Annotated in this window: 12 protein-coding genes and 1 tRNA gene; 2 read left to right on the top strand and 11 right to left on the bottom strand. The window is 59.5% G+C overall.

Annotated elements, in window-relative coordinates; genetic code table 11:
* Positions 1-142: 142 nt before the first annotated feature.
* Complete coding sequence (gene uvrB, locus EDC23_RS05095) at positions 143-2,230, bottom strand: excinuclease ABC subunit UvrB (protein WP_134081823.1); 2,088 nt, start codon at positions 2,228-2,230, stop codon at positions 143-145.
* A 74-nt stretch (positions 2,231-2,304) separates the two neighbouring features.
* On the opposite strand from uvrB, the gene EDC23_RS05090 reads away from it, so the two are divergent.
* Positions 2,305-3,486 carry a pyridoxal phosphate-dependent aminotransferase gene (locus tag EDC23_RS05090; protein WP_134082532.1) on the top strand — a complete coding sequence of 394 codons (1,182 nt, stop codon included), beginning with the start codon at positions 2,305-2,307 and terminating at the stop codon, positions 3,484-3,486.
* A gap of 283 nt (positions 3,487-3,769) precedes the next feature.
* The gene (locus EDC23_RS05085; RefSeq protein WP_134081821.1) at positions 3,770-4,369 is read left to right on the top strand and encodes a GspH/FimT family pseudopilin; all 600 of its coding nucleotides are present in this window, start codon (positions 3,770-3,772) and stop codon (positions 4,367-4,369) included.
* A 551-nt stretch (positions 4,370-4,920) separates the two neighbouring features.
* Here EDC23_RS05085 and EDC23_RS05080 read toward each other — a convergent pair.
* The 10 genes from EDC23_RS05080 to aroA all read right to left on the bottom strand — a co-directional run bounded on the left by EDC23_RS05080 (position 4,921) and on the right by aroA (position 14,721).
* Positions 4,921-4,996: transfer RNA gene (locus EDC23_RS05080), tRNA-Asn, on the bottom strand.
* Between the two features lie 932 nt (positions 4,997-5,928).
* Positions 5,929-6,813, bottom strand: a complete 885-nt coding sequence (gene galU, locus EDC23_RS05075) for a UTP--glucose-1-phosphate uridylyltransferase GalU (RefSeq protein ID WP_134081819.1) — start codon at positions 6,811-6,813, stop codon at positions 5,929-5,931.
* A gap of 620 nt (positions 6,814-7,433) precedes the next feature.
* Positions 7,434-7,727 carry a ComEA family DNA-binding protein gene (locus EDC23_RS05070; RefSeq protein ID WP_134081817.1) on the bottom strand — a complete coding sequence of 98 codons (294 nt, stop codon included), beginning with the start codon at positions 7,725-7,727 and terminating at the stop codon, positions 7,434-7,436.
* Between the two features lie 222 nt (positions 7,728-7,949).
* Entirely contained in the window at positions 7,950-8,660 is a 711-nt protein-coding gene (gene pyrF, locus EDC23_RS05065; RefSeq protein ID WP_134081815.1) for an orotidine-5'-phosphate decarboxylase, read from the bottom strand.
* A gap of 1 nt (position 8,661) precedes the next feature.
* Positions 8,662-9,831 (bottom strand): lipopolysaccharide assembly protein LapB, encoded by a 1,170-nt coding sequence (lapB, locus tag EDC23_RS05060; RefSeq protein ID WP_134081813.1) that lies wholly within the window; start codon positions 9,829-9,831, stop codon positions 8,662-8,664.
* The gene (locus tag EDC23_RS05055; RefSeq protein ID WP_134081811.1) at positions 9,831-10,124 is read right to left on the bottom strand and encodes a LapA family protein; all 294 of its coding nucleotides are present in this window, start codon (positions 10,122-10,124) and stop codon (positions 9,831-9,833) included. Before EDC23_RS05055 ends, lapB begins: the two co-directional genes overlap by 1 nt.
* Positions 10,125-10,572: 448 nt before the next feature.
* Complete coding sequence (locus tag EDC23_RS05050; RefSeq protein ID WP_134081809.1) at positions 10,573-10,881, bottom strand: integration host factor subunit beta; 309 nt, start codon at positions 10,879-10,881, stop codon at positions 10,573-10,575.
* Positions 10,882-10,925: 44 nt separating this feature from the next.
* Positions 10,926-12,599, bottom strand: coding sequence for a 30S ribosomal protein S1 (rpsA, locus tag EDC23_RS05045; protein WP_134081807.1), 1,674 nt, complete (start codon positions 12,597-12,599; stop codon positions 10,926-10,928).
* A gap of 104 nt (positions 12,600-12,703) precedes the next feature.
* The gene (cmk, locus tag EDC23_RS05040) at positions 12,704-13,396 is read right to left on the bottom strand and encodes a (d)CMP kinase (RefSeq protein WP_134081805.1); all 693 of its coding nucleotides are present in this window, start codon (positions 13,394-13,396) and stop codon (positions 12,704-12,706) included.
* Positions 13,393-14,721, bottom strand: coding sequence for a 3-phosphoshikimate 1-carboxyvinyltransferase (gene aroA, locus EDC23_RS05035; protein ID WP_134081803.1), 1,329 nt, complete (start codon positions 14,719-14,721; stop codon positions 13,393-13,395). The genes cmk and aroA overlap by 4 nt, the downstream gene beginning before the upstream one ends.
* Positions 14,722-14,743 lie beyond the last annotated feature (22 nt).

The raw sequence follows: 14,743 nt of genomic DNA, 5'->3' as shown, positions 1-14,743 counted from the left end.
AGGACAAAATCGAAGTTGGCAGATGGCAGATGGCAGATGGCAGAAATTCTAATCGGGATCACGCCCTAACAACTATCCAGTCAACGACTTACGACTTAAGATTTACGACTGCCAACCGCAAACTGCCATCTGCCAACTTTCTTTACCCCGCCGCCCTGGCCTTACGCCCCTTGCCTTTGCCCTTCCCGCCCTGGCGGCGTTCTTTGCGCTGGCCGGAGTCGTCGGGCAGGCCCATCTGGGCGTTCTGGATGTGGTGGATTTGATCGCGCAGGCGGGCGGCGTCTTCGAATTCGAGGTTCTGGGCGTGCTGGAACATCTGCTGTTCGAGGCGCTGGAGCTCTTTGGCCAGTTCCTTGGGGGACATGCTGGCGTACTGGATCTCCTCCTCGGCCACCTGGGCGTATTTGCGCGCGGAGGCGGCGGCCGGACCGTAGGCGCCTTCCATGATGTCGGCCACCGCTTTTTGAATGGTGGTCGGGGTGATGCCGTGTTCTTCGTTGAAGGCGATCTGTTTGGCCCGGCGGCGCTCGGTCTCGTCCATGGCGCGCTGCATGGAGCCGGTGACGTTATCGGCGTAGAGGATCGCCTTGCCGTGGCTGTTGCGCGCGGCGCGGCCGATGGTCTGGATCAGGGAGCGCTCGGAGCGCAAAAAGCCCTCCTTGTCGGAATCCAGGATGGCCACCAGCGAGACCTCGGGGATATCCAGCCCCTCCCGCAGCAGGTTGATGCCGACCAGCACGTCGAAATTGCCCAGGCGCAGATCGCGGATGATCTCGATGCGCTCGACGGTGTCGATATCCGAGTGCATGTAGCGCACCCGCGTGCCGTGTTCCTGCAGGTAGTCGGTCAGGTCCTCGGCCATGCGCTTGGTCAACGTGGTGACCAGCACCCGCTCGCCCACGTCGGCGCGCAGCTTGACCTCGGAGAGCAGATCGTCGACCTGGGTGGTGGCCGGGCGGATCTCGATCTCGGGATCGACCAGGCCGGTGGGCCGCACCACCTGCTCCAGCACCGCGCCGGAGTGATTCAGTTCGTAGTCGGCCGGGGTGGCGGAGACGTAAATGGTCTGCGGCTGCAGGCGCTCGAACTCCTCGAACTTGAGCGGCCGGTTGTCCATCGCCGAGGGCAGACGAAAGCCGTATTCGACCAGGTTCTCCTTGCGCGAGCGATCGCCCTTGTACATGGCGCCGATCTGGGGAATGGTCACGTGCGACTCGTCCACCACCAGCAGCGCTTCCTCGGGCAGGTAGTCGATGAAGGTCGGCGGCGGCTCGCCGGGGTTGCGGCCCGACAGATAGCGGGAGTAGTTCTCGATGCCGGAGCAGTAGCCCAGCTCCTGCATCATCTCGATGTCGAAGCGGGTACGCTCTTCCAGGCGCTGGGCCTCGACCAGCTTGTCGTTGTTGCGCAGCTGCGTCAGGCGCTCCTTGAGCTCCTCGCGGATCTGCTCGATGGCCTTGACGATGGTCTCGCGCGGGGTGACGTAGTGGGTCTTGGGATAGATGGTGGTGCGCGGCACCTTTTGCAGCACCTCACCAGTGAGCGGATCGAAATAGCTGAGGTTTTCGATCTCGTCGTCGAACAGCTCCACCCGCACCGCGTCGCGATCCGAGTCGGCCGGGAAGATGTCGATCACCTCGCCGCGCACCCGGTAGGTGCCGCGCTGCAGCTCCACGTCATTGCGGCTGTACTGCAGCTCGGTCAGACGCTTGAGCAGATCGCGCTGATCGATGCGATCGCCGCGCACCAGGTGCAGCAGCATCTTCAGGTAGGCATCGGGATCGCCCAGGCCGTAGATGGCCGAGACGGTGGCGACGATCACCACGTCCTTGCGCTCCAGCAGCGCCTTGGTGGCGGAGAGGCGCATCTGCTCGATGTGCTCGTTGATCGAGGCGTCCTTCTCGATGAAGGTGTCCGAGGACGGCACATAGGCCTCGGGCTGGTAGTAATCGTAATAGGAGACGAAATACTCCACCGCGTTCTCCGGGAAAAAGTCCTTCATCTCGCCGTAGAGCTGGGCCGCCAGGGTCTTGTTATGGGCCAGGATCAGGGTCGGGCGCTGGATGTCCTGAATGACATTGGCGATGGTGAAGGTCTTGCCCGAGCCGGTGACCCCGAGCAGGGTCATGCCCGCCTCGCCGGCGCGAATGCCCTTGATCAGGCCGTCGATGGCCGCGGGCTGGTCGCCGGCGGGCTCGAATTGGGATTTGAGTTGAAATTTTTTGCTCATGCGATTCAGTCAGGAGAAGGTTTCCAGTATATTACACGCCTTTGTCAAGCAACGCTGTCGATGAGGCCGTACCATTGGATATCAAGCTCTCCGCCCGGGTTCAACGCATCAAACCCTCCCCCACCCTCGCGGTCACCGCGCTGGCCAACGAACTGAAGGCCCAGGGCAAGGACATTATCGGGCTGGGTGCCGGCGAGCCGGATTTTGACACCCCCGACCATATCAAGGCTGCGGCCATCAAGGCGATCCAGGACGGCTTTACCAAGTACACCGCCGTGGACGGCACGCCCGGCCTCAAGCAGGCGATCATCACCAAATTTATCCGCGACAACCGGCTCGATTATGGGCCGGACCAGGTGCTGGTCTCCTGCGGCGGCAAGCAGAGCTTCTACAACCTGGCCCAGGCGCTGCTCGATAGCGGCGACGAGGTGCTGATCCCGGCCCCCTACTGGGTCTCCTACCCGGACATGGTGCTGCTGGCCGACGGCAAGCCGGTCATTATGGACACCACCATCGACCAGCAGTTCAAGATCACCCCCGAGCAGCTGGAAGCGAGCCTCAACCACAACACCCGCCTGCTGGTGCTCAACAGCCCCTCCAACCCCACCGGCATGGCCTACACAAAGGCCGAGCTGGAGGCGCTGGGCGCGGTGCTGCGCGCCCATCCGCAGGTGCTGATCGCCACCGACGACATGTACGAGCACATCCTGTGGCGCGACGAGCCGTTCAGCAACCTCGTCAACGCCTGCCCGGACCTCTACGAGCGGACTATTGTCCTGAACGGCGTCTCCAAGGCCTATTCGATGACCGGCTGGCGTATCGGCTACGCCGCCGGCCCCGAGCCGATCATCAAGGCGATGAAGAAAATCCAGTCCCAGAGCACCTCCAACCCCACCTCCATCGCCCAGGTGGCGGCCCAGGCCGCGCTGGACGGGGACCAGAGCTGTATTGGGGAGATGCTGCAGGCCTTCAAGACCCGCCACGATTACCTGGTCGACGAGCTTAACCGGATCGACGGCATCAGCTGCCTGCCCGGCCAGGGCACCTTCTACGCCTTCCCCGACATGACCGGCCTGATCGAGCGGATCGAGGGCGTCAACGACGACATCGGCCTGGCCGAGTTCCTGCTCGACAAAGCCGGCGTCGCCATGGTCCCCGGCTCCGCCTTCGGCAGCCCCGGCAACATGCGCCTCTCCTTTGCCACCAGCCTGGATAACCTGCAGGAGGCGGTGAAGAGGATCAAAAGCGTTAGTTAAATAGTTCTGAGTTCTTAGTTCTTAGTTCTTGGTCTTTCCTCGTCCCTCGTACCTCGGCCCTGTCCTTCAAGCGCCAGCGCCTGAAGGACCTGCAGGAGCGGCTTCGCCGCACTTTATACTGCTAACTGCGACTGCAAACTGCCAACTTCTCTTTTGTAAGATTTTTCCTACATAAATTTCAGCCGATCCCTACACGAACTGGCTGCGTTATCCTACAGGCCCGGCCTTCCGCCCGGCGGGAGTATGGCGTAAGTTAATTTTCAACAAGGATGTGGGGGCTGACATGGATGTCATACACGCCAAGTCCTGTTGCCGCATGGATCGCGGTGGCGGGCATTCAAATTTCACTATCCCGGCCCGGGGCTTCACGCTGCTGGAGCTGATCGCCGTTATCGCCGTGATGTCGATTCTGTTCGGACTCGGGGTGCCGGCACTGGGCCAGTTCCAGGCCTCGGAACGCGGTCTCGCCCGGATGAACGATCTGGCCATCAGCCTGGCGCTCACCCGCTCGGAGGCGATCAAGCGCAACCGGCAGGTCGTCCTCTGCAAAAGCCCGGACGGGGAATATTGCCGGCGCAAGGACGCCGGCTGGCACGACGGCTGGATCATCTTCATCGACCGGGATCACGACCGCCGGCGGGACGACGACGAGCCGATTCTTCACACCCAGGGTCCTGGCAGCGCTGGTCAGACACTGACCTACGCCGCCTTCGGCTCCAGCCACTATGTCACCTACCGCCCCAGCGGCATGACCCGCACCAACGGCACTTTCACCCTGTGCGACGAACGCTATCCCGACAACGCCCGGGCGCTCATTCTGATGAAAACCGGCCGGGTACGCAGCAGCCGGGTCAAGGCCAATGGGGAACCGTTAGAGTGCTGAGTGCTGAGTGCTGAGTGCTGAGTGCTGAGTTCTGAGTTCTGAGTTCTGAGTTCTGAGTTCTGAGTTCTGAGTTCTGCAGTAGCGTAGGCCGGATTACTCATAGGTCTACCTGACAATCGACCCGAGAGAAGTTGGCAGTCGCAGTTTGCAGTTGGCAGGCAGCCAAAATAAGGGGCTAGAATCTAAATAAGCGTTCCGAATACCAGTCCAGAGAGATTGCTTCGTCACGTTGTTCCTCGCAATGACCCCAATATTTTCGGTCATTGCGAGCGAAGCGAAGCAATCTTTTGAAGCACGTGACCTGGTATTCGGAACGCTTATTTAGTCACTAGCACCTGGGATCTGGAACCAGCCAACGAAGCCGCCATAACGTGAGGGCAACCGGAATATTAATATGAGGAAGGATCGAGCAGGTTAGGAAATGGCTCCCCGGCTCTCAGGGGCTAGTTTCTAGGACCTAGCAGCTAGCACCTGGAATCGACCAACGAAGCCACCATAACGTGAGGGCAACCGGAATATTAATATAAGGAAGGGTCGAGCAGGTTAGGAAATGGCTCCCCGGGACGGGCTCGAACCGCCGACCCAGTGATTAACAGTCACTTGCTCTACCAACTGAGCTACCGGGGAACAGGCCGCGTATCTTACTGGCCCGACCCCGGCGGGTCAAGTCCGGGATCAGTTGGCTAACTGTCTAAATTTCCAGCAATTTCAGGCCTTTCGGGCGATGCCCGAAAGGCAGGGACGAGGGACGAGGATTTTCTCCTCTGATCCAGTGAGCAACCTGTGATCCGTGCGCAGAAAGACTCCTTCGCCGGAAAACGAGTAGGCCCGATATAGCGATAGCGGTATCGGGCAAAATTCGCCGGATCCCGCGGAGTTTATGCCCGCAGGGTGCTTTGTCCGGCCTGTCGCCCAAAGAAAGTTGATAGTTCCCAGATGACGGTTAGGTAGAGTGCGTTCTACGCACCGATCAACTGCTCATTCAGCGGCACTGCTCCAGAGAGGGGAAACTGATTTTTATCCCCTCCCATGCCCTTCGGGCAGGTACTAGGTACGAGGGACGAGGAGCTAGTTTTTGTATCCCCTCCCCCTAACCCCCTCCCTGTGGGAGGGGGGACTGATTCTTCGCTATTAGCAAGACATCCCCTCCCCTTCCAGGGGAGCATCCGAGGGCATAAAGGTTAGGGAGGGGTGATATAAAATCAGTCCTGGCAAACCCTCCTCGTACCTCGTTACTCGTCCCTCGTCACTGCCCGAAGGGCCAGGGTGGGGTGTTATAAAATCAGCCCTGGCAAACCCTCCTCGTACCTCGTTACTCGTCCCTCGTCACTGCCCGAAGGGCCAGGGTGGGGTGTTATAAAATCAGCCCTTGCAAACCCTCCTCGTACCTCGTTACTCGTCCCTCGTCACTGCCCGAAGGGCCAGGGCGGGGTGATATAAAATCAGCCTGGCAAATCCCCTGGACCCGGAATCGTCACATAGGCTTCGCCAATGTGACCTACGGCTACGATCTGGCGGATGACTTCCTCGTACCTCGTACCTCGGCCCTGCACATCAGCTCAAGAGCTGATGTGCTTGACGTAGTCGAGCAGATAGGCGCGGAAGTCGTCTTTGAGTTCGGGATGTTTGAGGGCGTATTCGACGGTGGCTTGCAGGTAGCCGAGTTTGCTGCCGCAATCGTAACGCTTGCCTTTAAAGGCATAGGCGAGGACCTGTTCGTCCTTGAGCAGGTCGGCGATGGCGTCGGTCAGCTGGATTTCACCGCCGGCGCCTTTTTGTGTGTTCTCCAGCAATTCAAAAATGTGCGGGGTGAGGATATAACGGCCGACCACGGCGAGGTTGGAGGGAGCTTTGTCCGGCGCGGGTTTTTCGACGATCTCTTCGACGCGGGAGAGACGATCTTCCAGCGCGGTGGATTTGATCACGCCGTATTTGAAAGTCTCTTCGATCGGTACTTCTTCCACACCCAGGATGCTGCTGCCGTAACGGGTGTATTGTTCCACCATCTGTTGCATACAGGTTTTGTCGCCGCCGTCGATGAGATCGTCGGCCAGAATCACGGCAAAGGGATCGTCCCCTACTACCGGTCGGGCACACAATACGGCGTGGCCCAGGCCGAGTGCTTCGGCCTGGCGCAGGTAAATGCAGCTGACATGATCCGGGACGATGTTGCGAACGATTTCGAGCAGCTTGGTCTTGCCCTTTTCTTCCAGTTCGTTTTCCAGCTCGTAAGCTTTATCAAAATGGTCGGGGATCGCCTGTTTGCTGCGGCCGTTGATAAAGATCATCTGTTCACAACCGGCGGAGATCGCCTCCTCCACCGCGTACTGGACCAGCGGCTTGTCAACCACCGGCAGCATCTCTTTGGGACTGGCTTTGGTCGCCGGCAGAAAACGGGTGCCGAGACCGGCAACGGGAAAAACCGCCTTTTTGATTGACTTCATTAGCGCATGACACCTTGAGTTATCCGGTGCATACGATAGCAAAGACGCCATCGTTCGGGCAACTCATTCAGTGCTGAGTTCTGAGTTGAAAGTAAAGTTAGCAGTCGCAGATGGCGGTTTGCAGCTTATGGTGCGTGGAACGCGCCTTATTTCTATTATTTCCGATCATTTTCCTCGACATGCTGAAGGCAACGCCACAGTCGTAGGCCGGACATAGCGCGAGCGGTGTCCGGCACTCCTGAGTGCTGAGTGCTGAGTGCTGAGTGCTGAGTGCTGAGTGCTGAGTGCTGAGTGCTGAGTGCTGAGCAACAGTATAGGTCAAGCTGCATATAGCGCTATCTGACAATCGGTCGCGGGAATCGTCACACAGGCTTCGCCAGTGTGACCTACGGATTTTGAGTGCTGAGTTCGGAGTTCTTAGGACTTGGGACTTGGGACTTGGGACTTGGGACTTGGGACTTAGGACTTAGGACTTAGGACTTAGGACTTAGGACTTAGGACTTGGGACTTAGGATTTGGGACTTAGGACTTCCGACTGCCGTCTGCCAACTTTCTTTCCCATAAAAAAGGCGCACAGATGTGCGCCCTGGTGTCAGGACTCATTGGTTTATCGTGGACTGTTATTCCTCGTGACCGAGGGCGGCCTGTTTGGAAGCCAGTTTGAGGTTCTCCCGGTTTTTGGCGAAGATGCCGGGACCGACGCCCTGGACCTTCATCAGATCCTCGATCTGTTTGAAGGGACCATGTTCCTCGCGGTACTTGATAATCGCCTCCGCTTTCTTTTGACCGACACCGTTGATGTTGGCGGACAACTCCGCGGCAGTGGCGCTGTTGATATTCACCGGCTCAGCAAAGGCGAAACCGGCGGACAGCATGCTCAGGGTAAGGACCAGGGTTTGGATCAGTTTTTTCATGTTGAGACTCCTTTCTCGGATGGTTTGTCTGTCCTGACGATGATCAGTATTGTCGGCCCGACCCGTGGAATCAAGCCGCGGGGTGTCAGAATTTTCGGAAAGGTTTGTAGGACAAGTCCTACACGGCAATTTTGAATGTTTAATGTTGAATTTTTAATTAGTTGGCGTGGCTGTGCCACACCAAAATTAAACATTTAAAATTCAACATTCATAATTTTTCTATCAACTGCTAACTGCCAACTGAAGACTTTGTTCTATCTCGTCCAACGCCTGCATCGGATCGTCAGCCTGGGTGATGGGGCGGCCGATGACGAGGTAGCTGCTGCCGGCGGTCATGGCGTCGACCGGGGTCATGATCCGGGTCTGATCGCCGCCGGCGCTGCCGGCGGGCCGGATGCCGGGGGTGACAAGCTGGAAGTTTTCGGGCAATTGCTGGCGTAACCTGCTGACTTCCTGCGGGGAGCAGACCACGCCGTCGAGTCCGCTCTGCGCCGCCAGCGCGGCCAGTCTTTCGACATTCTCCATGGGCTCGCCGGGCAGCCCGACTTCATGCAGATCGGCCGATCCCATGCTGGTCAGGATGGTCACACCGATTAACAAGGGCTGGCTGGCGGATCCGGCAACCGCCTCGCGGGCGGCCTGCAGCATTTTCGAACCGCCCAGGGTGTGTACGTTGATCATCCACACACCCAGATCAGCGGCGGCGGCACAGGCTTTTGCAACGGTATTGGGGATGTCGTGAAACTTGAGATCCAGAAAGACGTCGAAGTCGCGCCGGACCAGTTCGCGGACCAGTTCAGGTCCTTCGGCGGTGAACAGTTCCTTGCCGACTTTCAGACGGCAGCGTTCGGGCGAGACCTTGTCGACGAACGCCAGCGCGTCGCGGGCATTGGCGTAATCGAGCGCCACAATCACCGGTGATGTACAGGCCACCTTATTCTCCTTCTACTCCGTGAATCGGTCTGATGGTGTTCCAGTGTTTGCAACTGGGACATTGCCAGTGCAGGGATTTGCCGCTGAAGCCGCAGTGCTGACAGGTGTACACCGATTTATTGGCGAGGATCTGATCGGTCACTTCCTTGAGCACATGCAATTTGTCCCGCACGGATTCACTGGCCTGGCCCATATTAAGTTCAATCAGGCGATCCATACCGCGCACCGACGGGCGCTGCTTGAGAAAACGGGTAATGAACTCGGTAGCCGCCTGCTCACCGTCACGCATTTCGATCAAATCCGCCAGCACCAGCATGCAGGAAATCCCGGCATACTTCTCCAGCAGGGTGTTGAAATAATTGATCGCGTCATCGGTACGTTGCAGCGCCCTGTAACATTCGAGCATCGGCTGGATGACTTCGGAAAGATATTCGGGGTCCTGCTGTTCGATCCGCTGATAGGCCTTGAGCGCGGCTTTGTAGTTGCCGGCGCTGCGCTCGATATCGCCTTCCATGATGCTGGCGCGGACGCACTGGCGATCCTCGTTCATGGCCCGGCGCAACAGTTTCAGCGCGCGTGACGGTTCGCCCTGGCGCAGTGCCTGGTCAGCCTGCTCGCAGTAAAACTGGGCCACCATGTACGCGAGATTAAGCCCGGCGCTCTGTTCCAGTCGTTGCGCGGCCTTGATCGCATCGCCCCAGTCTTTCTCCTGCTGATAGATTTCCACCAGATGATGCAGGGCCGCCTCGGAATGGGGGGCGCTGTCGACCAGTTCGCCGAACAGGGATTCGGCGCGGTCCAGCAAGCCGGCACGCATGTAATCCTGACCCAGTTCAAACAGTGCCAGAGCACGCTGGGACTTGTTCAGGGTCGGTCGGGCGATCAGGTTCTGATGAATGCGGATGGCGCGATCGACTTCCCCGCGACGGCGAAACAGACTGCCCAGGGCAAGATGGGTTTCCACGGTTTCACTGTTGACATCCAGCATCTGGATAAAGAGGTCAATGGCCTTGTCCTGCTGCTCATTGAGGATGTAGTTCAGTCCCTTGATATAGTCGCTTGGCAGCTCCAGGCCACTATCATTCTCGCGCTGGATCCGGCCACGCCGTCCCAGCCACCAGCCGGACAGCGCTGCCACCGGCAGCAATAAAAAGAGGATCTCAATACCCATCAATGATCGTCGCGCAGCGGAATCGAACGCAGATTGTTGATTTCTTTTTCAGACATGTCCACCGCCTTGCGCAGGCGGGCGATCTCCCGTTTGTGGCGCAGAATCACACCGGTACTGGCCAGTACGCCCAGAATTGCACCGATAATCATCGCCACCAGCATGGACAACGAGAGGGGAATGGAGAGCGTGTCAAAATAGTAATTGAACGCGACCGGTTCGGCATTGAGCACGGCAAACACCAGTCCGGTGATCACCAGAAGCACAATGATGGCAATATAAATGATCTTGAGCATCGCTTATCCTCATTCATCCCGGTTCTGAGTTCTGAGTTCTGAGTTCTGAGTTCTGAGTTCTGAGTTCTATGCATGTAGGCCCGATAAAGCGGAGCGGTATCGGGCAAAATCTGCCGGACACCGCGGAGTTTATGCCCGAAGGTTGCTATGTCAGGCCTACCTTCTGGCCCTTCGGGCAGATACCAGGGACGAGGAGCCAGTTTTTTATATCCCCTCCCCCTAACCCCCTCCCTGTTGGGAGGGGGAACCGATCTTCGTTATTAGCAAGATCATCCCCTCCCCTGCAAGGGGAGGGTTAGGGAGGGGTGATATAGAATCAGCCCCGGCAAAATCTCCTCGTCACTCTTACCCAGTCCCTCGTCCCGGGCCGAAGGCCCTTGAAACTAAAAAGGCGGCAGGAGCCAAGCTCATGCCGCCTTTGGTGTTATAGCCAAAACGGAATAACAGTTCAACCTGGCTGGATTTCAACCCGTTCCATGCTCTCGTTGACCCGCTCGCGCAGCTCCTTGCCGGGCTTGAAGTGCGGGACATATTTGGCTGCCAGTTCGACCGAATCCCCGGTTTTGGGGTTACGGCCGATACGTGGCGGCCGGTAGTGCAATGAGAAGCTGCCAAAGCCACGGATTTCGATCCTTTCACCATTCGCCAGTGTAGTACCCATATGATCCAGCATGGTTTTCACGGCCAGTTCAACATCCTTGTAGGCTAATTGACTTTGTTTCTGCGAGAGAATCTCAATCAATTCTGATTTTGTCATAATCCGTCCTTCAGGCCAGGCTACCAGCCATCCCGGTTGTCGCGTTATTCGTTATTGTCCATCTGTTCCTTGAGCAGATCACCCAGGGTCGTCGTAGCGCCGCTGCCGCTGCCGCTGTAATCTTTCACAGCTTCTTTTTCGGCATCGGAGTCGATAGCTTTAATCGACAGCGAGATTTGACGGTTCTTGCGATCCACGCCGGTGAACTTGGCTTCCACGGTTTCGCCTTCCTTGAGGACGCTGCGGGCGTCTTCAACGCGGTCCTGGGAGATTTCCGAGGCGCGCAGGTAACCTTCGATGCCGTCACCCAGGTCGATCACCGCACCCTTGGGATCCACTTCGCCGATGGTGCCCTTGACGATACTGCCCTTGGCATTCTCGGCCAGGAAGTTGGAGAAGGGATCCTTGTCGAGCTGTTTGACGCCCAGGGAGATGCGTTCACGTTCCGGATCCACGGAGAGAACCACGGCTTCGATCTCGTCGCCCTTCTTGTAGTTGCGCACGGCATCCTCGCCCGGCACGTTCCAGGAGATGTCGGAGAGATGGACCAGGCCGTCGATACCGCCGTCCAGCCCGATAAAGATACCGAAATCGGTGATGGACTTGATGGTTCCGCTGACCTTGTCGTTCTTGTTGTGCTCGGCGGCGAAGGCTTCCCAGGGATTTTCCTGGCACTGTTTCATGCCCAGGGAAATACGCCGGCGCTCTTCGTCGATATCCAGCACCATGACTTCGACTTCGTCACCCAGCTGCACGACCTTGCTCGGGTGGATGTTCTTGTTGGTCCAGTCCATTTCGGAGACATGCACCAGGCCTTCGACGCCCTCTTCGAGTTCGACGAAGCAGCCGTAGTCGGCGATGTTGGTGATCTTGCCGAACAGGCGGGTCCCTTCGGGATAACGGCGCGAGATATCGACCCACGGGTCGTCGCCCATCTGTTTCAGACCGAGGGAGACGCGCATGCGCTCGCGATCGAACTTGAGCACCTTGACTTCGATCTCGTCGCCGACCTGGACGATTTCGCTCGGATGCTTGACCCGCTTCCAGGCCATGTCGGTGATGTGCAACAGGCCGTCAACACCGCCCAGATCGACAAACGCGCCGTAATCGGTCAGGTTCTTGACCACGCCCTTGACCACGGCACCTTCCTGCATGTTTTCCAGGATGGCGTCGCGTTCGGCGCCGCCTTCTTCCTCGACCACGGCACGGCGGGAGACCACAACGTTATTACGGCGCTGATCCAGCTTGATAACCTTGAATTCGAGATCCTTGCCTTCGAGATAACTGGTGTCCCGAACCGGGCGGACATCGACCAGTGAACCGGGCAGGAAAGCGCGGATGTGATCCAGCTCGACGGTAAACCCGCCTTTGACCTTGTCGGTAATGACACCGGTCACGGTCTCGCCGGCTTCATGAGCGGCTTCGAGTTTCTTCCAGGTTTCGGCGCGTTTGGCTTTCTCGCGCGACAGACGGGTTTCACCAAAACCGTCCTCCACGCTGTCCAGGGCCACTTCGACGTTGTCGCCGATGTTGACCTCGAGTTCGCCGTCTTCACCGGCAAACTGGGAAAGGGGAATGACACCTTCGGATTTGAGTCCGGCATTGACCACCACAAAGTCGTCGCTGATATCGACGACGGTGCCGGTAATGATTGCGCCGGGGCGCATCTGGGTCTTGTTTAAACTTTCTTCAAATAACTCTGCAAAGCTTTCGCTCATGTTGGATTAAACCTCAGGTCACCGCGTGACCTTGTATCGTGCAGTCGAGACTGCGGGGTTGATTAAACACACAGACGAAACCCCGGGGGCTTCGTCCACTCTGGTTACCGGACGTTGACGTCAAACCGTTCTCGACACTGCTCCAGCACCTGATCGACCACCTGATTGATATCCAGTGAGGAGGTGTCCAGCACAAGGGCATCGGTGGCCGGTTTCAGCGGCGAGGAGCGGCGCTCGGTATCACGCGCATCACGCTCGGCGATCTCCCGAAAGAGGTCGGCAACACTAGCACTTATTCCCTTTTCTTTCAACTGTTTATAACGCCGTTCGGCGCGCACTTCGGCGCTGGCGGTGAGGTAGATCTTGAGCCCGGCGTCGGGGAACACCGTGGTCCCCATGTCCCGCCCGTCGGCCACCAGACCGGGGGGGCGGCGAAAGTCGCGCTGGCGCTGCAGCAGGGCCTCGCGAACCGGCCCCAGCGCCGCCACTTTGGAGGCGTCGTTGCCGCACTGCTCGGTGCGAATCGCGTCCCCGACCGCCTCGCCGTCCAGCTTGGCCAGCACCTCGCCGCTGTCCGGCTGTACCTCGAAAACCACATCCATCTGCAAGGCGTAGTCGGCCAGGGCCGCCTCGTCTTCCATGGGAATCCCGCGCCGGGCGGCCCCCAGGGCAACCAGGCGATACAGCGCCCCGCTGTCGAGCAGGTGCCAGCCCAGGGTGCGCGCCACCCGGCTGGCGATGGTGCCCTTGCCCGAGCCGCTGGGCCCGTCCAGGGTCAGTACCGGCACCTCGCTCATGCCCCGCCCTCCTGACTGATGGCCAGACCGGCCCCGGCCGCCCGATCCACAAACCCGGGGAACGAGGTGGCTACATTGGCGCAATCGCGAATCGTAATCGGCCCGCTGGCGCGCAGCGCCGCCATGGCAAAGGCCATGGCGATGCGGTGATCCCCGTGGCTGTCCACGCTGCCGCTGCCCAGCGTGCCGCCGCGGATCCGCATGCCGTCTTCGGTGGGTTCGGCGTCGATGCCCAGCGTCTGCAGGCCGTCGGCCATCACCTGGATCCGATCGCTCTCCTTGACCCGCAATTCGCGGGCCCCGGTGAGCACCGTTTCCCCCTCGGCGCAGGCGGCGGCGATAAACAGAGCCGGAAATTCGTCGATGGCCAGCGGCACCTGCACCTCGGGGATGGCGATCCCTTTTAATGGGGCGCTGCGCACCCGGATGTCGGCCACCGGCTCGCCGCCGACGCTCTGTTCATTGTGCAGGGTGATGTCCGCGCCCATCTGCTGCAAGATCGTGATCACCCCGAGCCGCGTGGGGTTGATCCCCACGTGCTCGAGGGTGATATCCGAGTCCGGGGCGATGCTGGCGCCGACCATAAAAAAGGCCGCCGAGGAGATGTCCGCCGGGACGTCGATATCCCGGGCAACCAGCTTGCCGCCGCCGTCGAGGCAGGCGCTCGCCCCCGCATGCCGCACCGGATAGCCGAAACCCTGGAGCATGCGTTCGGTGTGATCCCGGGTCGGTGCCGGCTCAGTGACGCAGGTTTCGCCGTCGGCGTACAGCCCGGCCAGCAGCAGAGCGGATTTGACCTGGGCGCTGGCCACCGGCATGGCGTAGTGAATCCCCCGCAACGGCTGCCCGCCGTGGATGTGCAGCGGCGGCGTCCCCGCCTCGCTGGTGTCGATGCGCGCGCCCATCTCCCCCAGTGGTTCGGTGACCCGTTTCATCGGCCGGTTGCTCAGGGAGGCATCGCCGGTCAGGGTGCAGTCGAACGGCTGGGCCGCCAGCAGGCCGGCCAGCAGGCGCATGGAGGTGCCCGAATTGCCCAGATCCAGCGGCGCGGCCGGCGCCCTGAGCCCGTGCAGTCCCACGCCGCGAATCACCACTTCCCCGTCGTCGGGTCCGTCGATTTCGACCCCCATGGCGCGAAAGGCGTTGAGCGTGGCCAGATTATCCGCCCCCGACAGAAAGCCGCTGACCCGGGTGGTACCCTCCGCCAGGGCGCCGAGCATGATACTGCGGTGGGAGATCGACTTGTCGCCGGGCACACGAAACTGGCCAGCCAGTTTGCCGCCCGGCGCGACGGTAAACCGGTCCGGTGAATCACTCTGGGTCATGGAAATGAACTCGCAGTCCTGA

Origin of the sequence: Thiohalophilus thiocyanatoxydans (assembly GCF_004366735.1) — a bacterium.
Classification (GTDB): domain Bacteria; phylum Pseudomonadota; class Gammaproteobacteria; order UBA6429; family Thiohalophilaceae; genus Thiohalophilus; species Thiohalophilus thiocyanatoxydans.
This window is presented reverse-complemented; position numbering and strand designations above follow the sequence as displayed.